Source organism: Bacillus sp. TH19, from assembly GCF_016651075.1.
Classification (GTDB): domain Bacteria; phylum Bacillota; class Bacilli; order Bacillales; family Bacillaceae_G; genus Bacillus_A; species Bacillus_A mycoides.
Map to the genome: position 1 here is coordinate 2,536,163 of NZ_JAEKEO010000007.1, position 26,467 is coordinate 2,562,629.

Annotated in this window: 31 protein-coding genes and 2 pseudogenes; 23 read left to right on the forward strand and 10 right to left on the reverse strand. The window is 33.6% G+C overall.

All coding sequences use genetic code 11. The annotated features are described in order from the left end of the window. The first annotated feature begins 3 nt into the window (after nt 1–3). From JFU54_RS16835 to ltaS, 5 genes and pseudogenes are all read left to right on the forward strand, one after another. A pseudogene (locus JFU54_RS16835) lies at nt 4–3,119 on the forward strand (MMPL family transporter). Between the two features lie 312 nt (nt 3,120–3,431). Further along, entirely contained in the window at nt 3,432–5,057 is a 1,626-nt protein-coding gene (locus JFU54_RS16840; protein WP_002032778.1) for an ABC-F family ATP-binding cassette domain-containing protein, read from the forward strand. 160 nt (nt 5,058–5,217) lie between these two features. Beyond that, nucleotides 5,218–5,403, forward strand: a complete 186-nt coding sequence (locus JFU54_RS16845; RefSeq protein WP_002142226.1) for an SRPBCC family protein — start codon at nt 5,218–5,220, stop codon at nt 5,401–5,403. Nucleotides 5,404–5,458: 55 nt separating this feature from the next. Next, on the forward strand, nt 5,459–5,626 hold the full coding sequence (locus tag JFU54_RS16850; protein WP_088035389.1) for an ATPase: 168 nt from the start codon (nt 5,459–5,461) through the stop codon (nt 5,624–5,626). 335 nt (nt 5,627–5,961) lie between these two features. Then, entirely contained in the window at nt 5,962–7,935 is a 1,974-nt protein-coding gene (ltaS, locus tag JFU54_RS16855; protein WP_012261147.1) for a lipoteichoic acid synthase, read from the forward strand. Between the two features lie 47 nt (nt 7,936–7,982). Here the strand turns inward: ltaS and JFU54_RS16860 are convergent, their stop codons facing one another. Beyond that, nucleotides 7,983–9,431: a DHA2 family efflux MFS transporter permease subunit gene (locus JFU54_RS16860; RefSeq protein ID WP_002032762.1), complete on the reverse strand. Its 1,449-nt coding sequence runs from the start codon at nt 9,429–9,431 to the stop codon at nt 7,983–7,985. A 173-nt stretch (nt 9,432–9,604) separates the two neighbouring features. On the opposite strand from JFU54_RS16860, the gene JFU54_RS16865 reads away from it, so the two are divergent. Beyond that, nucleotides 9,605–10,150 carry a TetR/AcrR family transcriptional regulator gene (locus JFU54_RS16865; protein WP_002013396.1) on the forward strand — a complete coding sequence of 182 codons (546 nt, stop codon included), beginning with the start codon at nt 9,605–9,607 and terminating at the stop codon, nt 10,148–10,150. A 118-nt stretch (nt 10,151–10,268) separates the two neighbouring features. Continuing rightward, entirely contained in the window at nt 10,269–10,694 is a 426-nt protein-coding gene (locus tag JFU54_RS16870) for a WapI family immunity protein (RefSeq protein WP_201065528.1), read from the forward strand. Between the two features lie 42 nt (nt 10,695–10,736). Here JFU54_RS16870 and JFU54_RS16875 read toward each other — a convergent pair whose 3' ends face one another. Further along, entirely contained in the window at nt 10,737–11,564 is an 828-nt protein-coding gene (locus JFU54_RS16875; protein ID WP_012261145.1) for a peptidoglycan-N-acetylglucosamine deacetylase, read from the reverse strand. A gap of 217 nt (nt 11,565–11,781) precedes the next feature. Between JFU54_RS16875 and JFU54_RS16880 the strand changes: the two genes are divergently transcribed. The 14 genes from JFU54_RS16880 to JFU54_RS29805 all read left to right on the forward strand — a co-directional run bounded on the left by JFU54_RS16880 (nt 11,782) and on the right by JFU54_RS29805 (nt 21,514). After that, nucleotides 11,782–12,438 carry a hypothetical protein gene (locus JFU54_RS16880; protein ID WP_063218665.1) on the forward strand — a complete coding sequence of 219 codons (657 nt, stop codon included), beginning with the start codon at nt 11,782–11,784 and terminating at the stop codon, nt 12,436–12,438. Between the two features lie 148 nt (nt 12,439–12,586). Next, nucleotides 12,587–13,270 carry a DNA alkylation repair protein gene (locus JFU54_RS16885; protein WP_063218664.1) on the forward strand — a complete coding sequence of 228 codons (684 nt, stop codon included), beginning with the start codon at nt 12,587–12,589 and terminating at the stop codon, nt 13,268–13,270. 16 nt (nt 13,271–13,286) lie between these two features. Further along, nucleotides 13,287–13,988 carry a nucleotidyltransferase domain-containing protein gene (locus JFU54_RS16890; RefSeq protein WP_063218663.1) on the forward strand — a complete coding sequence of 234 codons (702 nt, stop codon included), beginning with the start codon at nt 13,287–13,289 and terminating at the stop codon, nt 13,986–13,988. 15 nt (nt 13,989–14,003) lie between these two features. After that, nucleotides 14,004–14,549 carry a GNAT family N-acetyltransferase gene (locus JFU54_RS16895; protein WP_063218662.1) on the forward strand — a complete coding sequence of 182 codons (546 nt, stop codon included), beginning with the start codon at nt 14,004–14,006 and terminating at the stop codon, nt 14,547–14,549. Between the two features lie 34 nt (nt 14,550–14,583). After that, the gene (locus JFU54_RS16900; RefSeq protein ID WP_002032747.1) at nt 14,584–15,084 is read left to right on the forward strand and encodes a GNAT family N-acetyltransferase; all 501 of its coding nucleotides are present in this window, start codon (nt 14,584–14,586) and stop codon (nt 15,082–15,084) included. Nucleotides 15,085–15,099: 15 nt separating this feature from the next. Beyond that, nucleotides 15,100–15,618: a DinB family protein gene (locus JFU54_RS16905; protein WP_201065530.1), complete on the forward strand. Its 519-nt coding sequence runs from the start codon at nt 15,100–15,102 to the stop codon at nt 15,616–15,618. A 72-nt stretch (nt 15,619–15,690) separates the two neighbouring features. After that, nucleotides 15,691–16,629 (forward strand): DMT family transporter, encoded by a 939-nt coding sequence (locus JFU54_RS16910; RefSeq protein ID WP_201065532.1) that lies wholly within the window; start codon nt 15,691–15,693, stop codon nt 16,627–16,629. Between the two features lie 61 nt (nt 16,630–16,690). After that, the gene (locus JFU54_RS16915) at nt 16,691–17,092 is read left to right on the forward strand and encodes a GNAT family N-acetyltransferase (protein ID WP_201065536.1); all 402 of its coding nucleotides are present in this window, start codon (nt 16,691–16,693) and stop codon (nt 17,090–17,092) included. A 248-nt stretch (nt 17,093–17,340) separates the two neighbouring features. Continuing rightward, a complete protein-coding gene (locus JFU54_RS16920) occupies nt 17,341–18,141 on the forward strand; it encodes an AAC(3) family N-acetyltransferase (protein ID WP_125930143.1) in 801 nt (266 codons plus the stop codon). Between the two features lie 12 nt (nt 18,142–18,153). Then, complete coding sequence (locus tag JFU54_RS16925) at nt 18,154–18,843, forward strand: phosphopantothenoylcysteine decarboxylase domain-containing protein (RefSeq protein WP_063218658.1); 690 nt, start codon at nt 18,154–18,156, stop codon at nt 18,841–18,843. Nucleotides 18,844–18,992: 149 nt separating this feature from the next. After that, a complete protein-coding gene (locus JFU54_RS16930) occupies nt 18,993–19,466 on the forward strand; it encodes a tetratricopeptide repeat protein (RefSeq protein ID WP_002084932.1) in 474 nt (157 codons plus the stop codon). Nucleotides 19,467–19,478: 12 nt separating this feature from the next. Next, a complete protein-coding gene (locus tag JFU54_RS16935) occupies nt 19,479–20,534 on the forward strand; it encodes a hypothetical protein (RefSeq protein ID WP_201065539.1) in 1,056 nt (351 codons plus the stop codon). A 218-nt stretch (nt 20,535–20,752) separates the two neighbouring features. Then, nucleotides 20,753–21,280: a ribonuclease FAU-1 family protein gene (locus JFU54_RS16940; RefSeq protein WP_002013419.1), complete on the forward strand. Its 528-nt coding sequence runs from the start codon at nt 20,753–20,755 to the stop codon at nt 21,278–21,280. Between the two features lie 141 nt (nt 21,281–21,421). Next, nucleotides 21,422–21,514 (forward strand): putative holin-like toxin, encoded by a 93-nt coding sequence (locus JFU54_RS29805; protein ID WP_001289318.1) that lies wholly within the window; start codon nt 21,422–21,424, stop codon nt 21,512–21,514. Nucleotides 21,515–21,742: 228 nt separating this feature from the next. On the opposite strand, the gene JFU54_RS16945 is transcribed toward JFU54_RS29805, so the two are convergent. Continuing rightward, nucleotides 21,743–22,564, reverse strand: coding sequence for an HNH endonuclease (locus JFU54_RS16945; protein ID WP_012261134.1), 822 nt, complete (start codon nt 22,562–22,564; stop codon nt 21,743–21,745). Nucleotides 22,565–22,712: 148 nt separating this feature from the next. Here JFU54_RS16945 and JFU54_RS16950 point away from each other — a divergent pair, with 148 nt between their 5' ends. Further along, a complete protein-coding gene (locus JFU54_RS16950; protein ID WP_000837889.1) occupies nt 22,713–23,798 on the forward strand; it encodes an AI-2E family transporter in 1,086 nt (361 codons plus the stop codon). 387 nt (nt 23,799–24,185) lie between these two features. Here the strand turns inward: JFU54_RS16950 and JFU54_RS16955 are convergent, their stop codons facing one another. The 7 genes and pseudogenes from JFU54_RS16955 to JFU54_RS16985 all read right to left on the reverse strand — a co-directional run bounded on the left by JFU54_RS16955 (nt 24,186) and on the right by JFU54_RS16985 (nt 25,343). Further along, the gene (locus tag JFU54_RS16955) at nt 24,186–24,326 is read right to left on the reverse strand and encodes a YrzI family small protein (RefSeq protein ID WP_002189927.1); all 141 of its coding nucleotides are present in this window, start codon (nt 24,324–24,326) and stop codon (nt 24,186–24,188) included. A 27-nt stretch (nt 24,327–24,353) separates the two neighbouring features. Next, nucleotides 24,354–24,494, reverse strand: coding sequence for a YrzI family small protein (locus tag JFU54_RS16960; RefSeq protein ID WP_000672237.1), 141 nt, complete (start codon nt 24,492–24,494; stop codon nt 24,354–24,356). 26 nt (nt 24,495–24,520) lie between these two features. After that, a complete protein-coding gene (locus tag JFU54_RS16965) occupies nt 24,521–24,664 on the reverse strand; it encodes a YrzI family small protein (RefSeq protein WP_002120145.1) in 144 nt (47 codons plus the stop codon). 26 nt (nt 24,665–24,690) lie between these two features. Next, the gene (locus tag JFU54_RS16970) at nt 24,691–24,834 is read right to left on the reverse strand and encodes a YrzI family small protein (RefSeq protein WP_193665318.1); all 144 of its coding nucleotides are present in this window, start codon (nt 24,832–24,834) and stop codon (nt 24,691–24,693) included. Nucleotides 24,835–24,860: 26 nt separating this feature from the next. Further along, the gene (locus tag JFU54_RS16975; RefSeq protein ID WP_000668987.1) at nt 24,861–25,004 is read right to left on the reverse strand and encodes a YrzI family small protein; all 144 of its coding nucleotides are present in this window, start codon (nt 25,002–25,004) and stop codon (nt 24,861–24,863) included. A gap of 28 nt (nt 25,005–25,032) precedes the next feature. Next, a pseudogene (locus JFU54_RS16980) lies at nt 25,033–25,175 on the reverse strand (YrzI family small protein). A 27-nt stretch (nt 25,176–25,202) separates the two neighbouring features. Further along, nucleotides 25,203–25,343, reverse strand: coding sequence for a YrzI family small protein (locus JFU54_RS16985; protein WP_000156202.1), 141 nt, complete (start codon nt 25,341–25,343; stop codon nt 25,203–25,205). A 441-nt stretch (nt 25,344–25,784) separates the two neighbouring features. Between JFU54_RS16985 and JFU54_RS16990 the strand changes: the two genes are divergently transcribed. Beyond that, nucleotides 25,785–26,378 (forward strand): DUF4825 domain-containing protein, encoded by a 594-nt coding sequence (locus tag JFU54_RS16990; RefSeq protein ID WP_201052340.1) that lies wholly within the window; start codon nt 25,785–25,787, stop codon nt 26,376–26,378. Nucleotides 26,379–26,467: the final 89 nt, after the last annotated feature.

Below are 26,467 nucleotides of genomic sequence, written 5' to 3' on the forward strand. Positions count from 1 at the left end.
CAAATGAGCAAGCTAAAAAGTTGGAGAAGTTTATCTCTTCTATTATGGATAGTTATTACTATTGCAATGATCGTAACGATGCCTAATATGGATCAGTTAGTGAAGGAAAAAGGGCAAATCACGATTCCTAATACAGAACAAAGCAGTATTGCTGACAAGATGATAAAGGAGATGGATAAAGAAGGGGCTGAAAAGTATGAAATTATAGCTGTCTTTAATAGTGGAAGTAAGAAGGCTTTAACAAATGAGCAAAAAGAGGAAATAACGAAAACGATCAATGCCCTGCAAAATGAAAAAGAGCAATTAGGAATTAAGGAAGTCGTTTCACATTTAGATAATAAAGAACTGGAGAAACAATTAGTTTCTAAAGATAATACGACTATTTTAACGCAAATATCGGTAGATAAAAAACATGGTAAAATACCAAAAAATGTAAATATCCTTCATGAAAAAGTACAAACGAAAGGAGTTACAACGTACTTAACAGGAAGTGATTTAATAGCGGGTGATTTTCTTACATCCTCTCAAGAGGGCGTGAAAAAGACAGAAGTTATTTCGATCATTTTCATTCTTGTAGTATTAATCATTGTATTCCGTTCACCAGTTGTTCCGATTATTTCTCTTCTTACAGTTGGTGTTTCGTATTTAATTTCAATGGGGATTATTGCCCATCTTGTTGATCAATTTAATTTTCCGTTTTCAAACTTTACGCAAGTGTTTGTAGTTGTCGTCCTGTTTGGAGTAGGAACAGACTATAACATTTTATTATATACGAGATTTAAAGAAGAATTAAGTAAACAAGAAAATGCATTTTTGGCTACGAAAGAAACGTTTAAATCGGCAGGTAAAACTGTTTTATATAGCGGGATAGCAGTACTAATTGGCTTTGCATCTCTTGCTTTAGCGAGTTTTAAATTATATCAATCTACTTCAGCGGTAGCAATTGGTGTCGCAGTACTACTACTCGTATTAACTACTTTAAATCCATTTTTCATGGTGCTTTTAGGAAAAGGAATGTTTTATCCAGTTAAAACATTTAAAGGTCATGAGGATAGTCGCTTATGGGGATTCTTTGCAAAAAATTCAGTAGCAAGACCATTTATCGCTTTAATTATCGTATTCGTGATATCGATTCCATTCGTATTAAAATATTCTAACACGCTTAATTACAATGATTTATTTGAAGTGGATAATAAATATGAATCAAAAATGGGGATTAACGTAATAGAAGAGCATTTTCCGCCTGGTTTTCTTCACCAAGTACGTTAGTCATTCAATCGGATAAAAAGTTAGATGAGGCGACTTCTTTACAAACTTTAGATGAACTTACTGATAAAATCTCGAAAGTTAAAGGAGTCTCAGAAGTATATTCACCGACGCGTCCAACTGGAGATAAGATTAAAGAATTATATATAAATAAACAAGCCGGAGAATTGAATACAGGCTTAGGCGATGCAAATGGTGGCATAAAAGAAATTAATGAAGGATTAACTGATGCGAAAGATAAAATGGGTAGTAATGACTCAAATAGTCTTGCAAATGTTCAAAAGTTAATTGATGGAACAAATGAAGCGAAAAATGGCGTATCAGCATTAGGAACAGCTTTAAATCAATTATCGAATGGAATAAACAATGGAGCACAAGGAGCGAAGCAAATAGAGGATGGGCTAGCATCATTAAACGGAAATATCAATGCCCTGTCAAATGCAACTTCGCAGCTTCATGCTGGTTATGCTCAGTTAGAAAAAGGTTTAAGTTCGTACGATCAATATTTCGGAAGTATTTCTCAAGCGATTGATGGTGCGAAAAAAGGATATGAACAAATTGAAACGTTAATGAACAATTTCATTCAAACAAAACCAGAATTAGCAAATGATCCTAATGTGCAGCAAACATTAGGAATTGCAAAAGAAGCTCAGAAGCAATTGAGTGTTCTTTCAAATGAATTAAATCAATTAGCGACGCAGCACAAAGCAGTGATGAGTTCATTTAAAGAAGCAAATCAATCATTATTAAAAGTAGATAATGGTTTAAAGGAAATGAACAATGGAGTAACGCAACTACAAAAAGGAGCTGCTGAACTGAAAAATGGATTGAACGAAGGAGCTACAGGTTCAAAACAAATTTCGAACAAATCGGCTGACTTACAATCTGGATTAACGAAAATAAACGATGGGCAAGGACAGTTATTAACTGGACTGAAAGATTTACAAGAAAAGATGGGGCAATTGCAATCAGGTTTATCTAAAAGTACAGAGGGATTAGGAAAAGTAAGTAACGGTCTAGGTGACGCTCAAAAATATTTAGGAGAGTTAAATGAGTCGAAAAGCTCTGAGAAATTTTATATTCCGAAAGAAGTTTTAGAAGGAGAAGATTTCCAAAAAGCATTGAATACGTACATGTCACATAATAGAAAGATTGCTAAAATGACAATTATTTTAGACGTAAACCCGTATTCAAAAGAAGCGATGCCTATCATTCAAGAAATTAATAAAACGATAGATGGTACGTTAAAGGGAACAGAACTAAATGATGCGAAAAAAGCAATTGGCGGGACAACAGCTAGAAACGTTGATTTAAAAGAAGTAACCGGGCAAGATTTCCTACGTACTGCTACGATTATGTTATTAGGGATTTCGCTTGTATTAATCGTGATTACACGCTCATTCTTAAACTCAATCTTTATTATTGGGTCGTTAATTTTAGCGTACTTTGCATCACTTGGTATAAGTGAACAAATTAGTGCACATGTATTAAACGTAGAGTCATTAAGCTGGAATGTTCCATTCTTTAGCTTCATTATGATTGTCGCTTTAGGAGTGGATTATAGCATCTTCGTTATGATGCGATACAATGAGCTAGAAGGGGATTCAGTAACGAAAATTGTAAATGCATCTCGTCACATAGGAGGAGTCGTATTATCAGCGGCACTTATTTTAGGAGGGACATTTGCAGCGTTAATTCCTTCAGGAGTATTGACACTTATACAAGTAGCATCCGTTGTTGGCGTTGCTCTTTTACTATTAGCTTTAATTGTAATGCCGATATTGTTACCTGCTTTAATAGGATTGACGAGTAAATTGAAGAGTTATAAAGAGAAAATAATAAATACGAAATAAGAAAAACCTGTAGGGAATGTTTTCTCTACAGGTTTTTTGTATATAAAATATGAAATGAAAAAATGATTCAATGTATTACAGAATGAGAAGCGAATAGGGATATTAGAAAGAGGTCGATGATATACAAAAAATAGCTAGGGGAATGGATAAAAACTATTCGATTTCGTTGTAGAAAGCTAATCAACCGTTGCTATTCATCCAGCTTCTACTATATAATAGCTATAGTCTACAATAATTGAGTCGTAATATGCGATTTTTTAAGACAATCGGTGAGAAAACGCTGAAATAAGCGGTATTAGTAGGAGGACACAAATGATTACAGTAAGTAACGTTAGTTTGCGTTTCGCAGATCGCAAATTATTTGAAGATGTTAACATAAAATTCACGCCAGGTAATTGCTACGGTTTAATTGGAGCAAACGGTGCTGGTAAATCAACATTTCTAAAGATTTTATCTGGAGAAATTGACCAATCAACAGGTGACATACATATTACGCCAGGTGAGCGTCTAGCAGTATTAAAACAGAATCACTTCGAATATGAAGAATTCCCTGCACTAGAAACAGTAATGATGGGTCACACACGTCTTTATAAAGTAATGCAAGAGAAAAATGCAATTTACATGAAAGAAGACTTTAGTGATGAAGATGGCATGCGTGCTGCAGAACTTGAAGGTGAGTTCGCTGAGCTAAACGGTTGGGAAGCTGAGTCAGAAGCTGCAATCCTTCTAAAAGGATTAGGTATTGGTGAAGATATTCATGATAAAAAGATGTCTGAATTAACAGGGGCAGAGAAAGTAAAAGTATTACTTGCTCAAGCTTTATTCGGTCAACCTGACATTCTATTACTAGATGAGCCTACCAACCATTTGGACTTAAAAGCGATTCAATGGTTAGAAAACTTCTTAATGAACTTTGAAAATACAGTTATCGTTGTATCCCATGACCGTCACTTCTTAAATAAAGTATGTACGCACATGGCTGACCTTGATTTCGGTAAAATTCAATTATACGTTGGTAACTATGACTTCTGGTATGAATCAAGCCAATTAGCATTAAAACTAACGCAAGATTCTAACAAGAAAAAAGAAGAAAAAGTAAAAGAGTTACAAAACTTTATTGCACGCTTTAGCTCAAATGCATCTAAAGCGAAACAGGCAACTTCTCGTAAAAAATTGTTAGATAAAATTACATTAGATGATATTAGACCATCATCACGTCGTTATCCGTTCGTTGGTTTCACACCAGAACGTGAAGTAGGAAATGACCTATTAACAGTTGAAGGTATTTCGAAAACGATTGATGGCGAAAAAATATTAGATAATGTGAACTTCACTTTAAATAAAGGTGATAAAGTTGCATTTATTGGACGTAACGATATTGCGATGACAACATTATTTAAAATTCTTATGGGTGAAATGGAGCCAGATAGCGGTTCATTCAAATGGGGTGTAACAACATCTCAAGCTCATTTCCCAAGAGATAACTCTGAGTACTTCGAGAACAGTGATTACACTTTAATTGATTGGTTACGTCAGTTCTCTCCACAAGATGAGTCAGAAAGTTTCTTACGTGGTTTCTTAGGCCGTATGCTATTCTCTGGTGAAGAAGTAAAGAAAAATGTTTCTGTTTTATCTGGAGGAGAAAAAGTTCGTTGTATGTTATCTAAAATGATGTTAAGCGGTGCAAACGTATTAACACTTGATGATCCGACGAACCATTTAGACCTTGAGTCTATTACAGCATTAAACAACGGTTTAATCACATTTAAAGGAACATTACTATTCACTTCTCATGACCATCAGTTCGTACAAACAATTGCAAACCGTATTATCGAAGTAACGCCAAACGGTGTAGTTGATAAGGTAGCAACGTATGATGAGTTCTTAGAAAGTCAAGAACTTCAAAAACAAGTTGATGCAATGTACAAAGGTCAATAATAAATGATTAAAACCCTCGCTTTCTTTTATGAGAGCGGGGGTTTTTTAAGTAAACAAATATTCGTTTTAATATAAAGTGGGGGGAGGATTAAAATGAATAATTATTCAAAAATAACATTAGCGATGGTAAGAAATTTTTGAAGCGTGGATAAACCCTGAAATGATGAAGAAATGGTTTTTTACATTGGAAGGGACGGATAAAGTAACGGGAAATACTCCTGAAGTAGGAGGGAGTTGGGAAATTATTGATCATCGCGGCGGAAAAGATTATCGAGCAATTGGGGAATATATCGAAATGAATCGTCCTAAAAAAATTAGTATTTACATTAAAAACGCCGCAGTTTAGTGAATTATTAGATAAAATCACAGTTGAAATAAAAGAGAAACAACAAAGATTTAAAATGATATTTTCACAAAATATTATCGTTGCTCATGAAGAAGATTGGACAAAATATGATATTGAAAAAGCTTTAAAGGGGTGTCATGCTGGCTCTGAGCATGGTTGGAATGTAATATTCATGGGACTGAAAGAATTGGTTAAAAGAAGAGGGAATAGCTACAAAGGATGATAAACGGTAGTCGAAAAAGTGTAGTTTACATGAATGTACCAAAATTGGAGATAGGTTAGTTTGCAAATGAGGAAATAAAGGATTATAGTTTGTGGAGTCATAATTAGTGGATGGGCCCCTGGGAGAAAACAGGAAATGTTACAAATGTATTTTGTTAAATAGAAACCAAGGTCAAAATGTTTAAAAAGAAATAGTTGAATAAATAAAAGCTACAAATTATAATTACTAATATTCTTCATATAGTTAAACAAATAAAATCTATTTGAAGAAGAAAAATTGAATAGAGAGACAGACTTATATAAAATAAGCCTTGGATGATCAAAAGAGGTGGAGAGATGCAACAATTTTTATTGAAGAGTAAACGAGTATTAAGTAATCATTTTGGATTTTTCGTATTTGCTGTTATTTTACTTTGGTTAAAAACATATGCCGCATATGTGACAGAATTTAATTTAGGGATATCGAACACAATCCAAAAGTTCTTACTGTTTTTCAACCCGTTAAGCTCAGCAGTTCTATTTTTAGGGCTCGCACTATTCGCAAAAGGGAAACGAGCTTACATTTGGTTAATTATTATTAATTTGCTAATGTCTATACTTTTATACGCAAACGTAGTATATTATCGCTTTTTCAGCGACTTTATTACGTTCCCGACATTAACACAATCGAATAACTTTGGAGATTTAGGTGGTAGTATTTTTGCATTGCTACACTTATATGATCCACTATATTTCTTAGATACAATCATTTTAATTGTTTTAGTCGCAACGAAATTTGTAAATCCTAAACCAATCCGTGTTGCGAAGCATAAATTATCTCTAGTATTTGTAGCAGGTATTTTATTATTTAGCGTTAACTTAGGTCTGGCAGAATCTGACCGTCCTGAATTGTTAACAAGAACATTTGACCGCAATTATATCGTGAAATATTTAGGGGCGTACAACTTTACGATTTATGATGGTATTCAAAGTGCGAAAGCATCAACAGAACGAGCATTAGCGGATGGAGATAATATGACAGAAGTTAGAAACTATCTTTCATCAACTTATGCAAGTCCAAACCCTGAGTATTTCGGTAAAGGAAAAGGAATGAACGTAATTTATATTCATTTAGAGTCATTCCAAAACTTTTTACTAAACTACAAGCTAAATGGTCAAGAGGTTACACCATTCTTAAACTCATTTACAAAAGATGCGAATACGTTATACTTTGATAACTTCTTCCATCAAACAGGACAGGGGAAAACATCTGATGCGGAGTTCATGTTAGAGAACTCAATGTTTGGATTACCACAAGGATCTGTTTTTACAAATAAAGCTCATAACACGTATCAATCAGCACCGGCTATTTTAGGACAACAAGGATACACATCAGCAGTGTTCCACGGTAACTACAAAACATTCTGGAACCGTGATGAAGTTTATAAATCATTTGGTTTTAATAAATTCTTTGATGCGTCATACTACGATATGAATGAAAAAGATGTAGTAAACTATGGCTTAAAAGATAAACCGTTCTTTAATGAATCAATTCCGTTATTACAAACGTTGAAACAACCGTTCTATACGAAGTTCATTACGTTATCGAACCATTTCCCTTATCCGATTGATAAAGCGGAAGCAACGATTGAACCAGCTAAAACAGGTGATTCATCAGTAGATACGTACTTCCAAACAGCACGCTATTTAGATGAATCTGTAAAAGGATTCATTGATTACTTGAAACAATCTGGTCTATACGATAACTCAATTATCGTTATGTACGGTGATCATTACGGTATTTCAGATAATCATAGTGCAGCAATGTCTCAAATAATGGGTAAAGAAATGAACGCATTTGAAAATGCTCAATTACAACGTGTACCATTAATCATTCGCGTACCAGGAATGGAAGGCGGCGTACAACATCAATACGGCGGAGAAATTGACGTTCTTCCAACGTTATTACACTTACTAGGTACAGATACGAAAAATTATGTCCAATTCGGATCAGATTTATTATCACCAGAGCATAAACAAGTCGTTCCGTTCCGTAACGGTAACTACGTAAGCCCAACAGTTACTGCACTTAACGGCAAATACTATGATACAGCGACTGGGAAACCTGTAGAATTTACAGATGAAATAAAACAAAATGAGCAAATGGTTCAAAAATCACTAAAATACTCCGACCAAGTTGTTAACGGTGACTTATTGCGATTCTACACACCAGAAGGATTTACACCGGTAGAACCTTCTAAATATAACTATAACAATCGTGATAAAGATAAAACGAAGGTGAAGACGACTGAAGACGGGGAAACGAAATAAATAATAAAAAATCCTACTCGTATAGAAAACGAGTAGGATTTTTTGTTTTAAGATTTACTTTCGGATTTTTGGAGTGCTACTTTTTTAGGCATAAAACATGCAATAATCAAAGCTACAAAGGATAAGACTAACATAAATACGTAGGCATCACTTGAGCTGAAGATAGAAGCTAATTTCGTTACTTGCATAGTTGATATGCTTCCGTTCTCACTAGATAACTGTGAAGTATGTGAAGTGGATTGAATTGTATACACAGTGATAATGACTGCTGTTCCTATAGCACCTGCTAATTGACGTACGGTATTATTCACTGCGGAACCATGTGAACCCAGTTCTCTTGGTAAAGCGTTTAAACCTGCTGTATTTAAAGGCATCGAAATGAAACTTAGTCCAATGCGTAGAATAATGGTACGAACCATTAAATACATATAAGTGGTGGATTCGGTCAAATCAATTACACCCCACATCGATATAATGATACATATTAAACCTATAATAAAGAGTGGTTTTGCCCCATATTTATCAAACATTTTACCCGTGATAGGTGATAAGAATGCATTAATTACAGCTCCAGGTAATAGAAGTAAACCTGATTCAAAAGCAGTAAAACCTCGTCCGTTTTGCAAGTAAATCGGTAAAAGAATTAAATCAGCATACATAATCATCGTAATGAGTACGTTAATGACTGATGTAAGAGTGAAAATTTTATACTTAAATACGGATAAATTTAATAGTGGATCGCTAGACTTTATTTGACGTAAACAGAATAGGGTTGTAACAATTATTCCGATGATAATTGTAGTAATAACAACTGGATGATCCCATCCTTTACTTCCTGCACTACTAAATCCAAATATAATACAACCAAAGCCAATCGTTGATAAAATGACACTTACGATATCTAATTTTGCTTTTGTTGTCTCAGCAACATTCATTAAATATTTTAGCGCGAGAATAATAACGATTAATACAAATGGAGCGAATCCAATAAATAACCATCTCCATGATACATATTCAATAATAAAGCCAGATAATGTTGGAGCGATGGCTGGCGCAAAAATTATGGCGAAACCGATGGTTCCCATAATACTTCCACGTTTTTCACTAGGGTATAAATATAAAATAACTGTCATCATTAGTGGCATAATAATTCCTGCTCCAACTGCTTGAATCATTCTTCCTGTTAACAAAATGCCAAAATTCATGGCGCATGCACAAAGAACAGTCCCGATAAACAAAGAGAGCATCGAGCAAATAAACAGTTGCCTTGTTGTAAATCGTTTCATTAAAAATGCAGTAATTGGCACTAGAACGCCATTTATGAGCATAAAGCCTGTTGATAGCCATTGTACGGTTGCAGCTGTAACATCAAATACTTCCATTAAATTACTCATCGCTACATTTAATAGCGTCTGATTTAATGTTGATAAAAAACAACCGGAAATGAGCACAATTAATATAATTTTTTTATTTCTTTCTGATATTTCCTTTTGCATTGGTAAACTCCTTCATTGTTGTCTTGATTTATCGACATTGTGTCGATAAAATTAATGGTAACAAAATAAATTTTCTTTGACCATGAACAGTTTTGTTGAAAATGTTCACTACTCGACATAGAAGGTATGCACTGTCGAGTAAGTAAAGAGAAAATCTATAAAGGAGTTTCAAAATGTCTACACCTAAAAAAGAAGATCCTCGTACAGTTCGTTCAAGAGAAATGTTTAAAAATGCTGTTTTTTCTCTCCTGTGTGAGAATCCTAGTATTTCAAGTTTAACGGTTCAGAAAGTCGCAACAAAAGCAGGATTAAACCGAACAACCTTTTACTTACATTATCAAGATATTCAAGATTTACTAGACCAAATCACGAATGAGATTTCAAATGAACTTTCAAATAAAATAGCTGATTTAATACATGCAAAAGATTTATCAGAAAAACAAAAGCTAACACAATTACTTGATTATTTATATATCCATCGAAATTATTTATTTATATTATTTAAAATGAATCAATTTGAGGAGCAACTATTTTTATTTTTAAAAGAGTTAATAGAAACGAGAAGAGAGAATACGAAAAAGGATTTGCCTGATGATTATGTTGCGGTTGATATTAAAACAGCTTCATTGGTAGGTATTATCATGTGGTGGATAAGGAATGGACTTCACTTTAGTTCAGATTATATCGCAAATCAAATTTATTTTATGTATAAAGGGTAATAAATGCAAACAATTTATCCGTATTAAAAAAAGATTAAAATAACCTAGTATAATTTAAAGTATCGGGATTAATAAAAATTTATAAAACAAAAGATCCAGAGATAGAAGGGGGATATGCATGAATTTTCAAAATGAAAAAATATCATTACATTTAGAGGTTGTAAATTACCAATATGCAGATGCAAAAGACGAGTGTGATAGAAATTGGTTAAGAGTAACAGCGAAACTATCAGAAGAAAATAAAGTTTTTGAAACGATGGATCCTTTTTTACAAACATACGATTTACAGTACATGATAAAATGGTTTGAATCTTTACCAAACCCTACATATAACGAACTAGATTTCATAGAACCAAATTTAGCGTTTGAATTTATGGGGGGAAAAGCAGGCGAGTTTAACATTGTTATTCGCTTATCGCTGGAACTTAACCCCACATGGTGTAAGGAAGAAGAATACGAATTTTCTATCGGTATAACTCAAGAGGATAGGGAGAATATTATTCGTTCTATTGAAGAGCAACAAAGGAAATTCCCAAAACGATAAAAAAAGACTTGATAACCTACAAGAGGGAATCAAGTCTTTTTATTACATACGATTATCATGCCAGAAGTTTAATGGGAAGTGTTCGTTCTCATTATAGGCTTCTAATTCATATCCTCTTTCTTTCAGCCCTTTAATAATTCCAGGTACTGCTTTAACTGATTGTGGATGAATATCGTGCATTAGAATAACTTCTGTTGGGTTTGTAGCACCATGTAGAACGTTTTCTACGATTTTAGCAGATGCAGCGTCTACTGGCATTTTGTTGTATTTCCAGTCTAATGAATCAATTGTCCAGTCCCAAACTTTTAAACCATTTTCTACAACTTTGTTGCGAAGGGCTTCATTTAATCCTGGCATTGAGCCGTAAGCTGGACGAGTTAATACTGGTGATTTTCCTAGAACGCCAGCGATTAAGCCTTGGTCTTCTTTCATTTCATCAACGTAATGACCTTCTGTGTAAAGCTTCTTGTAGTTATGAGTCATACTGTGCATCCCAACGTAGTGGCCTTCAGTATTTTCACGTTTTACAAGATCAGGGAAAGCTTTCACGTTTGAACCAATTAGGAAAAATGTTGCTTTTGCATTTTCACTTTTTAACATATCTAAAAGCTCAGCTGTGTATTTTCCAGGACCATCGTCAAATGTTAAGTAAGCGACTTTTCTAACTTGCCCGTTATAGTGCTTTGGAGCTTCTTTCGGAGCAAGGGACGTTTGAATTTCACTTACAAGTTGAACAGATTTCGCTTCATCCTCTGTACTTGCTAGAGCGATATGTGTTGATCCGTAAGCAGCTTCGTATGTAAATAATACCCCGACGCAAATCAACAGAGCCCTTTTCACTAAAGTTGTCATCCGAATTCCATTGTGCATAATTTTCCTACTCTCTATAAAAGTTCTACTCTACTATATTAGCAATTTTAGAGGGGAAATGCAAAAAAACTTTTTTACAAGCGCAAAAAAGTTTGTTAAAAAGTATGTAAGATTTCACTGTTTTGCAGGTTTGAAAAAATGAAACAAGAATTGAATGTATGAAACTGCATGTAAAATGGTTCATTCACGTTTTTTATTTTAGAAAGGGAGGATAAGTATGAAAAAATTAGCTTGTTTACATGCTCATCATTCAAATATTGAATACATTGACCGAGCGTTGCAATTTTTTGAAATAGAAATACTCCATTTTGTAGATCCAATCTTATCACACAGACTAAAAATAGAACGAGAACAAGCACGAAATAATTTAAAAGATATTATAAAGTATATAGCTGAAAGTGATGTTGATACACTTTTAATAACTTGTACAGATTATATCACGTTATTAGATGAGAATTTCAAAATAGACATACCTATATTGAAAATTGATGAGCCATTCTTTGAAATGATTTGTCAGGTTGAAGAGCCACAGACAATACTATTTACAAATAACCGTACTGTTTCAGGAACGATGGAACGTTTAAGACTATACGCTCAGCAGAATAATAAATCCATACAAGTAAAAGTAGAAGTGATAGAAGGGATATTTGAGTTAATTATGCAAGGGCGTAAAGAAGAGCATGATGTTAAATTAGAAAAATATTTATATGAAATTATGAAAGATAGAAGCGAAATGCTTTCAGTTGCACAATTATCTATGGTAGACGCTACTACAAGGGTAGAAAATATAATAGGAAGGAACATAATAAATCCGTTGAATGCGCTTGTGGAGTATTGTATACAGAGTGTGAATGAACAACCGTGTGAAAAATAAGGAAGAGGATGTTTGTTGTTTTAAAGAAAATCAATAAAAATTTCACATACCGTATTTAAAAAATAAATATAGGAAAACCAAAAAATAATGTAGAATATATCGTACATACATATATGAAGTGAACATAAAACATAAAAGAGGTGGGCATATGTTACTTGAAGAAGTAATGCAGCAACTAGAAGAGTATGGGACAGAACAAACTCGTAAGACGTATAAAAACCACGGAGCGAAAGAGCCGTTATTTGGAGTTAGTTTTGCAAATTTAAAATTGTTAAAAAAGAAGATAAAAAAAGATCATGATTTAGCAATTTCATTATGGGAAACAAAAAATATGGATGCAATGACTTTAGCAACGATGATTTTAGATCCGAAGAAACTAACGTCAGAACAACTAAATAGATGGGTTCAGGATGTTGATTACTATTGTTTAATGGACGTTCTTATGACAGCTATATGTACGTCACCAATCGCGATAGAAAGAATGGAAGAATGGACGAAGTCTGATGATGAATGGATTGGAAGAGCAGGTTGGTCTTTATTAGCAAATATAGCGATTAAAAATAAAACGTTACATGATGAATTCTTCACTCCGTATCTAGAAGAAATTAAAGCAAATATACATAATGAAAAAAATAGAAAAAAAGAAGCGATGAATAGTGCTTTAATCGCGATAGGGATTCGAAATGAAGCTTTAGAGCAACAAGCAATTGAAATTGCACGTGAAATTGGAAAAGTAGAAGTTGATCATGGTGCAACGTCATGCAAAACACCAGACGCAGAACCGTATATAAAAAAAGCGAGAGAAAGAGCTGAAAAAAAGAAAGTGAAATAAGAAAAGGGGAACGGTTATGAAACCAATGGAAGCGGCACAAAGCATAATTACATCACAATTTTCGAATTGTGATGTTGCTTTACTAGGGGGAAGTGTTGCTAGAGGAGAGGCTACAAAAACATCTGACCTTGATATTGTAATATTTGACCAAAGTTTGTCATCTTGTTATAGAGAATCTTTCTATAGTAATGGCTGGCCTGTTGAAGTATTCGTACATAATTTTGAAACGTATAAAACCTTTTTTAAAAGTGATTGTGAGCGCGGGAGACCTTCATTACCTCAATTAGTTTCAGAAGGGATTGTGCTAAAAGGAAAAGATGAAATTGTAGAGATACTTAAAAGAGAAGCGAATGATTTATTAAATAAAGGACCAAAAAAATGGACAGAAGAAACGATGAAGCAGAAGCGTTATTTTATTACGGATACTTTGGATGACTTCATTGGTGCAACAAAGAGAGAAGAAGAATTGTTCATCGCCAATTTATTAGCTGATTTAGTACATGAATATGTTTTAAGAGTAAATGGTCAATGGCTTGGAAATTCAAAATGGTTTATTAGGGTGTTAAGAAGGTATGACGAGCAATATGCAGAACATTTTGTAGCGGCTTTTGATCATTTTTATAAAACAGAGGAGAAAAATGAATTAATTAGTTTTATAGAAAATACGCTAGATCAATACGGAGGAAGAGTTTTTGAAGGATTTTCTATAGGGAAATGAAAAGGGGATAGCAAAGTGAATGTACCATTCGTTCAATTAAGAGAATTGACACAAGACGATGTAGAAGATCGATATCAATGGTCATTAGATACAGAAGTAACAAAGCATTTAGTTGTACCAGATCAATATCCACCGTTCACTCGTGAAGATACGAGAAGATGGATTGAAGCATGCATAAGTCGAAAGAATGGTTATGAACAACGAGCTATCGTTACAAAGGAAGGTATACACATTGGATGGATAGACCTAAAAAACTTTGATCAAACAAATAAAAATGCTGAACTAGGGATTGCCATTGGAAATAAAGAATATTGGGGTAAAGGATATGGAATGGCAGCACTATACAGTATGTTACAAAGTGGCTTTTCTGTATTCGAATTAGAAAAAATTTGGCTACGAGTAGACGAAGATAATTTACAAGCTAGAAAGAGTTATGAAAAAGCAGGATTTGTTTGTGAAGGAATAATGAGAAATGATCGGTTACGTAAAGGGAAGTTCATTCATCGTTATCGCTATAGTATGTTAAGAGAAGAACACCAATCTTTAAATAGTAGCTTATAAAAATATTATGTTAACTTGAAGGGGCAGGATGAATATGATTCGATTACTTACGAAAGAAGATGCGGAAAAATATTGGGACTTACGTTTACAAGCTTTACAAGTAAATCCAGAGGCATTTGTAACAACTTATGAAGAGGCGATTCGCCAGGAAAATCCTATTAAGCGAGTGGAAAGTAATTTAACAGCTACTACTAGTTGTACATTTGGTGCATTTAATGAAGAAAATCATTTAGTTGGAGTTGTCACTTTACTAACAGAAGAGAGAGAGGCGTATAAACATAAAGGTCATATCGTTGCGATGTATGTAGATGCACAAAACAGGCGGAACGGATTGGCACGTGAGTTAATAACAAATGCCATTCAAAGAGCGCGAGATATAAAACTAGAGCAATTGACATTAGGTGTTGTATCTACAAACGAACCAGCAAAAAAATTGTATGAATCAATGGGCTTTAAAACGTATGGAATTGAAAAAAGAGCTATAAAGGTGAATGGTGTGTATAGTGATGATGAAAATATGGTGTTGTTTCTTTAAAGGAAGGATATTATCATGAAAGATCTCCATTTAGAAAAAGATATGAACCCCAACGTGGCAATTTTGTATGCAACGGTTACTGATACATTTAAACGATTGCAAAGGTTAGTCGAAGGTATTGAAAAGAACGAACTATCCTATAAAGGGTCTGAAAATAATGAAAATAACATTGGACAGCTACTTCAGCATTTAGCAGTAGTCGATTTACACTGGGTGTACCGTTTAAAAGGAGAGGGAGTTCCGCCTGCACTTGAAAATAAATATGGACCAATGTTAAATGAAATCGGAAAATTGCCTAGTTTAAGAAAGTACAAATTACAAGAATTAATGCAAGATTATGAAGCTGTGCAACATATGTTTTATGAGGAATGTATGAAACTAACAGAAAATGATTTAACACAAGAAGTTTTTTATGAAAAGGGAGAAAATGCGACTATAAGGTGGGGAATATGGCATATAGCCGATCATAATCGGTACCATCAAGCTCATATTAGTCGATTACGAAAGTTATATAGAAGTAGACCGCATGTATGATTAAATTTTCGAATATTAATTATATTCATTTTGTTATATAGTAGAAAAAGAAACTATATAAGGGGTTTTATAATGAAAGCTATTGCAGTAGGGATATTGGCATCGTTTTTCTTTACCTTTACCTTTGTGTTAAACCGGTCGATGGACTTAGGGGGCGGGAGTTGGATTTGGAGTGCATCACTACGGTATTACTTTATGGTTCCAATGCTACTACTTATTGTCATGTATAGAGGGAATTTAAAACAACTCTTGCAATATATGAAAAACAATCCGAAAGAGTGGTTGTTATGGAGTATTGTAGGGTTTGGTCTCTTTTATGCACCGCTTAGTTTCGCGGGTGCGTTTGGACCGGGGTGGCTTGTCGCTTCGACTTGGCAAATTACAATAGTTGCAGGGATTTTGTTAACACCATTTTTTGCGGTAGATCCATTACATAAAAAACTTCCAATGAAAGAATTAGTAATGTCAGGCATTATTTTATTCGGTGTTGTTCTTATGCAAGTAGAACACGCTTCTTCTTTAGGGATTCGTGAAACCATTTTATGTGTGGTTCCTGTACTCATTGCTGCGTTTGCATATCCACTTGGAAATAGAAAAATGATGCAAGTATGTAAGGGCGAATTAGATGTCTTCCAACGAGTTCTCGGTATGACATTAGCAAGTTTACCATTTTGGTTTTTACTATCTGGTTATGAAGTATCAACAGGCGGATTACCGTCAAGTAGTCAAGTTTTCCAATGTTTTATTGTAGCAGTTAGTTCAGGGTTAATCGCAACGGTATTATTCTTCTTTGCGACAGATCTTGTAAAAGATGATCCGCAAAAATTAGCAACAGTCGAGGCGACACAGTCTGGTGAAGTTTTATTTGCATTAGTAGGAGAGCTGATCTGGTTATCGGCTCCAATTCCGTCTTCTTTATCGTGGGTTGGAATGAGTCTTGTAATTGTCGGAATGATACTTCATAGTTATGTAGCTGTAGTTGTGAAAAAAGAAGAGAAAATAACGGCGTAATGAGATTAGCTCTTTTTCAATAAAGAGCTAATCTTTTTTCATGAGAAAGGATGGAGATAGGATGTTACAACGTGTTGAGTATTTAGAAATAGATCCCATTAAAAAAGTATTAAAGCATGCGACCGGTCCGAGTGAAGCGAGCTTATTTAAAGCAGTTTCAATGTATAAAAATGATCAGGCAGTGCTATATAAATATGGGAATAAGGGTTGCATAGGTATAGTGCTAATTCATACAAATAGAGCGAGAATGTGTCACATAGCTGTTGATGAAAAATATCGTAATCAAGGAATTGCACTTCAAATGATTAAAGAAATAATTAGGGAATATGAGTTAACATATATTGAGGCTGAGACAGATACAGAGGCAGTCAGATTTTACAAGAAATGTAACTTTAAGATTGAAAGTTTGGGTGAAAAATACCCGGGGATAGAAAGGTTTAATTGTTATTTAGAGAATGAATAAAATAAATAGCTCATCATTTGTGATGGGCTATTTCATATTAGTATAAATTAAGATTGCTAGATTGAAAGTTTTTGATTGTGTTCACCTTTCTATATTAATTTTAAATAAATACACCATAATTTAACTGTTTCCGATATGATAAAAACGACAGAGGTATAGTAATTGAAATGATTAAGTTAAAAATTAAGAAAAATATGATAATATATGTATGTATTAGTTTAAAGCAAAATGGGGGAACAATCGTGAAAATGAATGACATAGTGGCGAATACACAATTTCCAAATACAATCGAAACAATTACAAATGATTTAAAAGCATTAGGGATAGAAAAGGGAATGACAGTTATTGTACATTCTTCATTAAGTTCAATCGGTTGGATATCAGGCGGTGCAGTTGCCGTAGTAGAAGCGTTAATGAAAGTTGTTACAGAAGAAGGAACGATAATTATGCCGACGCAATCTTCGGATTTATCCGATCCAAAACATTGGTCAAGACCACCTGTACCAGAAGAATGGTGGCAAATTATTCGGGATAACGTCCCAGCATTTGATCCACGTATAACACCAACAAGGGCAATGGGAGAAGTAGTTGAATGTTTTCGTACATATCCGAATGTATTGCGCAGTAATCATCCACTCAGTAGTTTTGCAGCATGGGGGCAACACGCAGAAGAAATTACAGCGAATCATTCACTTTCCATAAGTTTTGGTGAAGAATCGCCATTACGAAAAATATACGATTTAGATGGATACATATTATTACTTGGTGTTGGTTATGACTCTAATACGTCTATACATTTATCTGAGGTACGTACAGGTGCACGCGAGTTAATAAAGGTAGGAGCACCTATTATAGAAGAAGGTGTAAGAGTATGGAAAGAATTCGTTGAAATGGATTACGATTCTGATACGTTTGTAGAAATCGGAGTTGAATATGAGCTTAAAGGAACAGTTACGCGTGGGAAGATAGGGAATGCGACGTGTCGTTTTATGAGGCAGCGTGATGCAGTTGACTTTGGAACAGAGTGGTTTCGTGCGAAAAATCAGTAAGGGATGGTTATTATGCAGGGGAAAAAAGTATTAATTACGAGCGGCGGCTGCCTAGAAAAATGGGATCAAGTACGTGGACATACAAATTTAGCAAAAGGTACGATTGGAAGAATTATTGCGGAAGAGCTAATGACAAAGGGCGCACATGTAATATATTTGCATGGCTATTTCGCTGAGAAGCCAATGGATGTAAATAACCAATTAGAATTGCACCCATTTGAGGGGATTATTGATTTACAAGATAAGATGAAAAGTATTATTACACATGAAAAAGTAGATGCAGTTATTATGGCTGCTGCTGGCTCAGATTGGGTTGTCGAAAAGATTTGTGATCAAGATGGAAATGTTCTTAATATGAACGGAAAGATTTCAAGTGACATCGCTCCAATTATTCATTTTCAAAAAGCGCCAAAAGTATTAAAACAAGTAAAGAGTTGGGATCCAGAAACGATACTCGTTGGCTTTAAACTTGAAAGTGACGTAAATGAAGCAGAACTTATTGAAAGAGCAAGTAAAAGAATGGAAGATGCAAAAGCAAGTGTAATGGTAGCAAACTCACCGCATTCTTTATATTCTCACGGTGCTGTGCATCACGTTATTGGACAAGACGGTAATGTGAAGTTATGTAATGGGAAAGATGAAACTGCAAAAGAAATTGTCAATATGTTAGAGCATTTATGTAATCGTATCACTACTATGTAGATTTAAGCTTTTAGAAAGAGATGCAGTCGCATAGTATATAATGGAGTTAATATTAAATTGAATCAAATCAATGAAATAGGCCATTAGCTGCTCGTAAATGTGTAATACATGATATATGCATAATGAACATTTTGTGAGGAGTGGATTGTATGGAACATTTATTAAAGCAAGCTATTAAACTTAGAAATGAAAAGAAATATGCGCAGTCTAGAGAGATACTTATAGGATTAACAAACTTTACGAGGGATGCAGAAGTACTATATCAATGCGCTTGGATACATGATGTAATGGGTCTTGAAACGGAGGCGGTTCCGTATTATGAACAGGCAATTGCGAACGGACTTGATGGTGAATCCCTTTGCGGTGCGTATATCGGTCTTGGCAGTACGTATCGTTGTATAGGGGAATATGATAAAGCGATTACTGTATTAGAAGCAGGGATAAAGAAGTTCCCGGAAAATGACGTGATGAAAGTGTTTTTATCATTAGCAAAATATAACGTAAACGAACATGAAGAAGCGATGAAATTACTGTTAGAGACAGTTGTGAAAGTAGATGAGATAAAAGAATTTGAACGTGCTATTTCATTTTATAAAGACCATTTAAATGAGGTTTTTGAATAGAGGAGAGAAGGAATGAATCCATCAATTTCACGAAGGAAAAAAGGCATTTGGATTGGACTCGTATCTTTAATTATGTTATCAAACTATCTATTGTATGCCCTTCCAATAGTGCCAGCTGCCCCGAAAGAAGTAGTCCTCGGTTCATTATTAGATTTTATGTTTGTAATTCCAGTCATCACATATTTCTTTATTATACGGAAAAGATATTCGTTAACGTATATGTTTCCTGTAGTTATAGCTGGATATGTATTCGCAAGATTTATAATTCCTAGTGATTATTTACAAGCTTTTTCATTTGTTTCGTATGTAATAGTTGCTGGAGAAATTGTGTTCGTATGTTTTGAACTGTTTCTTATATATAAAATTATAAGAGTACTTCCTAAAATAATAAAACGATATAAAGAATATAGAAGTGAGTATTCTTCATTTTCTTATGCGATTGATGCAGCGTTTGATGCTAATATGAAGAGAAGTAAGGCAGTAAATATCATTCTTACAGAGTGTAAGTTACTCTATTATGCTTTTTTATCATGGCGTGTAAAAGTATTAGAAAGTGAATTCACATACTCATATCATAAAAAGACCGGTGCAATAGGTGTTTATATCATGATTATTCATGCAACATTAATTGAAAGTATCGGTTTTCATTATTTACTTCATCAATGGAATCCAGTAATAGCTTGGGTTTTACTCATCTTAAACATATATGCGATATTTTATTTTTTAGCTGAAATACAAGCGATGCGTAAAAATCCAATTATCGTTGTGGAAGAAAAAGTGATCATTCAAATTGGATTAGGAAAGAAAATCGTTTTACCATTTACACAAATTGATAACATTGTGTTTTATAAAGGCGAATCTTTAACGAAAGAAGAAGAGAAAGAGGTTCTTGACGCAACTGTTATGGAATTTATAAAGGAACCTCCAACTTTTGAAATAACGTTAAAAGAGCCAATTAAAGCGCAGTTGTTATATGGATTTTCTAAAACAGTAAGTCGTATTCACTTAAATGTAGACGATGAACGGAAATTTTATGATGTAGTTAAGGGAAAGTTAAAACATGAGTAAAGCTCCTAAATATCATCGTGCGTTTGGTGTATATGGAGTTTGTATTGAAAAAAATAAAAGACCATATATGAATTGTGGTTAATAAAATAGTAGTAGTTCATTAACTCCTTCCATTATAGAAGGAGTTTTTATGATGCGGAATACGGTATACTTTCTTAATCAGGAGCGTAAAGGATATAATTAAAAACGGACTATATGATAAAAGGGGTAACTAAAAAATGAATTGTTTACGTACATCAAGGATTGAAATTATAGAAAGAAAAATACGTTATGATTCTACAACTGTAGATCACGTTTGTTTATTAGTAGAAGCACAACCGAAGAGAATCGTACTATTTCATGAGGTACAGTACCCTTTTACTATGACAGCAAACGAAATAAAATTAACTATTCCTAAAGGTAGTTATACAACCGCATATTATTGGGAAGATCGTCCGTATAACCTATACATATGGAGAGATGATGCTGGGCATTATTTAGGGTCATATTTTAATATCATAAAAAACACACATGTAGGAAATGAGTTAGTAACATTTGAAGATTTAATCATTGATATTATGGTTCTTCCTAATGGTGAGTATTTCATATTAGATGAAGTCGAATTACCTGAGTCATTAGATCAATTTGAAAATGGTTATGTGAAAGAAGCTCTTAACGTATTAACGGATACAATTCATGTCTTCTTACCTCAAATGATTTTAGAAACGGAGACTATATTTAAACAGAAAGAGATTTTTTCTACATGAAAAATAAAAAAACTCGCAGCTTACTAGCTTGCGGGTTTTCATCGTAAACTATTAGAAAATATGATAAAATTAAGAGGTAACTTATGGTACGGTTGGTTGTTCAATTATCACTTCTCCAAAGTAGGAGGGGGGTGATAATAAGTGAGTGAAATTGCGTTGTTATTGCAAGGTGGACTGTTTCTCATTGCATTGTTAACGTTTATTGTCGTCTTAATTGACAAGCTCAAAAAATAACAACCCACCTATGCCTATAGAAAGTGGGTTGTTGTGTTTGTACGAAACAAATAGGATAAATGAACAATCCAATCTGCTAAGTTACGTGGACTAGTGTGTAGCCGCACACTAGTCTTTTTTATTTATATACAGGTTTTAATTGTTTTATGTGATTGTATTGTTCTTTTCACACTCATTATAACACAGTGTCTTTTCATGAAGAAAGGAGACCGTATGTTCCTATATGGATTAAATAGAACGTGTGGTTTCTTTAAATAGCCCATCCATATACTGTTTTAAACTTTCCACAAAAAATCCTTTTTGGTCTACATTATTTACGCCGACAATTGGTGATGGAAGATTGTATCTTTTTTCTGATAAATGAACAACAACATCAAAAATATCAAATAGGCGAATGAAGCAGAATAGACCGTCTTTATCACTAAGTAAAATAAAGTAATGGTTTTCGCTCGTTGTATTTAATGTATTCCATAAAGAGCTTTTGCTTAAGTCACGAACGATACTCTTTTCCTTTAATTCCATGAAATCGGCATTTAATAGAATGGTAGAAATATCAATCGCATCTGGATCGTCAAAGTAGCCATCAATTGTTTGTACAGCAAAAGTATAAGCCATTTTTAATACACTCATTTTATATTTACGGTTATCTAAAAGCAATTCACGTTGAATAGAACTAGCTACTTTTGTTACGCGCTCTTCTTTCCAAATTTCATTATGTAATGAAATATCGTGCTTTTTACATAGTTTCATAATTAATGCATTGGAATAAAGTATCTCATCACTTACTTCGACTACATCTGTCTCAGCGGCTGCTAGCTCCTCACCATGTTCATTCGTATAGAGAGGGGAGTCGATTTGTTTTTTCATTTGCTCAATCTTATATTGACTTAATTTATGTCTAATTAAAGGACGGTCAATATTTGTTGTCATATGTTCATGACAGGAATCACAAATTGAGTTTATGAAATAATATCCACATAATATCTCTGGAATGACATATTGTTCACTAAGTTCTTTCGTATCTTTTCTGCAAATGATGCATTGTGTCATATTTATCACCTTTACCTGCAAATTTGTCTGTAATCTCATTGTAGTGTATTTAATGGGATTTTGGAATATTGTAAAGGAAAATATTATGTGAAATCTAAGTTTAATTTGGTACAATGAAGAGAAGTGCTAGTTTAAAGGAGGACGTTTTTTGAAATCGAAAGTGCACTTTTGGACATTAGAAGTGCTGATGGTTGTAGGAATTATATTTATTTGCACAAAAATATCGTTTCTATTTCAACCGATTGGTATCTTCATATCAACATTATTTTTCCCAATTTTAATCGCGTTATTTTTATACTTCATATTTAACCCATTGTTAGTCTTTTTGGAGAATAAAAAAGTACCTAGAGGTTTAGCGATCTTACTACTGTACCTTTTTATCATTACATTAACTGGAGTTGCTATTGGAGTAGTTGTTCCAACCATCTCACAACAGTTAATGGATTTAGTGAAAAATATGCCGACTTACATAAAAGAGGGAAAAGTATACATACAAGATCTATCCCATCATAGATTATTTGAATGGCTATCTACACAAAACTACGTTTCCATTGAGACAATTGAGAAAAATGCAATTGAATACTTAAAGGAAATACCAAACACACTTACGTCGAGTGCAACGGCTTTATTTGGTATTATCACGAACGTGGCGTTAGTTATCTTTACAGTACCGTTCATTTTATTTTATATGTTTAAAGATGGACATGCATTTCCAGGAAAAGCTGTTAGTGTATTACCAGAGTCTTACCGTGAAGAAGGACTTCGTATCATAAAGGAAACGAACGAAACATTATCTGCATATATTCAAGGTCAAGCGCTCGTTTGTATGTTTATTGGTGCCTTTACATTTACTGGTTATTTAATCATCGGTTTACCGTATGCTTTCGTTTTAGGAATTATCGCAGCATTTACAAATATAATTCCGAACTTAGGTCCATTTATCGGAGCAGCACCAGCTGTCATTATAGGTCTGTTCGTATCTCCGATGCAAGCTCTGTACGTAATTATTATAGTAACAATCGTACAACAGTTTGAAAGTAACATCATTTCACCGCGTATTATGAGTTCAAAATTAAATATCCATCCGTTGACAATTATCATCCTTATTTTAGGGGTAGGTAATTTCGCGGGAATTATCGGGATGATTTTAGCAGTACCAGCTTATGCGGTAACAAAAACAGTTGTTTCGAACTTAGTGAGATTGTTTAAGACGAAACGAAGTAAACGGAAATAGAATATGTTGAGAAAGATACACCGCTTAATAAAAAGGGGTGTATCTTTTATTTTTTAGTGTATGAAATACTTATTATTGTATATTTTTTACACATCAAATCAGGCGGTGAATTTTTGTTAAATAAACTTTATCCCGCTATTTGTGGGCAGTAAAACTCCCACCTCAAAATTCAGGTGAAGAAAAAAGAAGTTAGGTGGGAGATCAACTGCGCGTAAACGCCCGATTGGTGAGAGCTAATAATCAGTGGGGGATGAACAAAACCCCCACTGATTAAAGTTTCACTTTATAAACTATGTGGAATCCCTCTGAACTATCCAAATCATTTCTTTACACCGCGTTATTAACATCATAATCGACTCCTTTCATTTCTTATATAAGTTCAAACAATTATAGGCGAGTGTAGTACTTGCTTCTACGATCACGAATTTCATCTATAATCTTTTTATACTGTTCCTCTTGTTTTACTTCATTTGCAGATATAGTTTCTTTTTGAATCGTAATGGTTAAAAAGAAAAGGTGAAACCTCATACATGAATTCCTCCTTTCGAATAGGAATTACAGGTGACTACAATAATGACTTTGTCGCTCTTTTACGTTGTACATAGCCTGCTCAATTTGTCGATCATGAAGCATATCAGACTCAGACAGTTTATTTTTTTGAATGGTAATCGTTAAAAATAATACTCTGAATTTCATTGGATTTTTACCCCTTTATAATTTATTTAGTAAAGACGATTGTAATAAGAGGACTGGCGCTCTTTCACATCATCCATAATATTTTTAATTTGTTGTTCACGAGAAATTTCATCTCTTGAAAGTTTACGCTTTTGAATGGTAATCGTTAAAAAGAAAGCTTTGAATTTCATTAGGATATTACCCCTTTATAATTTATTTAGTAAAGACGATTGTAATAAGAGGACTGGCGCTCTTTCACATCATCCATAATGTTTTTAATTTGTTGCTCACGAGAAATTTCATCTTTTGAAAATTTGCGTTTTTGAATGGTAATCGTTAAAAAGAAAGCCTTAAATTTCATTAGGATATTACCCCTTTATAATTTATTTAGTAAAGGCGATTGTAATAAGAGGACTGACGCTCTTTTACTTCGTCCATAATAATTTTAATTTGTTGTTCACGTAAGATTTCAGCTTTTGAAGATTTACGTTTTTGAATGGTGATAGTTAAAAAGAAAGCTTTGAATTTCATTAGGAAATTGCCCCTTTAAAAAATATTTTTAATACATTTGTGTATAATACGAACTTTTAATGTCCGTTATTTTATCCATAGTTTGTTTTAATTGTTGTTTACGAAAGATTTCAGCTTCAGATAAAGTTTTTTCTGAAGTGCTGTCGTAAAAAAGAAAATATGAAAAGTCATAGACGAATTCCTCCTTTCGAAAAGGAATTACAGGTGATCGCAATAAAGCACTTGGCGCTCCTTAACATCATTCATAGCTTTTGTAATTTGCTCATTATGAAGAATTTCAGCTTTGGAAAGTGTATTTCTTTGAATCGTAATACTTAAAAACAATACGCTAATTGTCATCGAATGTTGCTCCTTTCTTTAAAAAATAATGTATGAGACTAAAAAATCGCACAAAAAAGCCACAGGAAGATGTCGTTCTCCTATGGCTGGGCGTGAAAAAGCCACAGGAAAGTATACGACCTCCTGTGGCGAATTTATGAATTAAAAGAAATAAAGTACGATTTTTAATTCTCCATTAGGGTGGTCGAATTCATATTTAATTGTCCGAAAAACACAGATGCAGTTAACGCTAAAGTTAAAGCATGTAATTGTAATTTCATCATTTCCTTCGACCTCCTTTTAGAATATTTTTCTTACGTTAGTAATTATATACAATTAATGGATAATTGTAAACATAAAAATTGAAAATTTTTAATTTTGATTAAAATGCGTATATTTAAAAGGGTTTTTTAAAGGATACATTGTATAGATTGGATAATAAATAGAACTTGGTGGTGTCTAATGAACTATATGAATAGAATAGCAGGTATTATGCTAACAATTTTATTAGTTGTTACTGCTTGTTCTAATGGGGAGCAAATAAAAGAAATATCACATATTGAACCTGGGGCTTTTAAAAAATATACGGGGACATACGTTGGAAATAATTCCGATGTGTTTGCAATTGTTACAAACTTACCTGGTGGTGAAACAGTTCAAAGTATAAATTTGAAAAATGAGAAGATCGCGGTGAAATACGGTGAGAAAAAGAACGGTAACTTAACAGAAGATATCATTGAGACTTATTGGTTTGACGAAAAGGATACGATGAAAAAGAACTTTCTCTTTAATGCTATTTATCTTGCAGTTTTAGTACCGAATGCGAAAGGGTATGAGTTTCAGATTGAAAATCAAAGTTTTGCATTAAAAAGAGAAGAACTTTTACCCATACTGTATAAAGAATTTAATGATTTGCCAAAGGATGATCTTATATGGAATAAGGGAATCGTAATGAATTTCTTTTACGGTAATCAAGAAAAAATAGAAAAGCTAGTTAATAATAAAGATTTTCGAAAGCAATTTTTTAATGAACATCCTGTGCGGGAATCTAAGTGATATGGAGGAAGATGTGGTTATTTTACGATTGAAAATACGGACATTTTTTAAAGGGAGTCATTCAGTATCGAATGATTCTTTTTTTGATG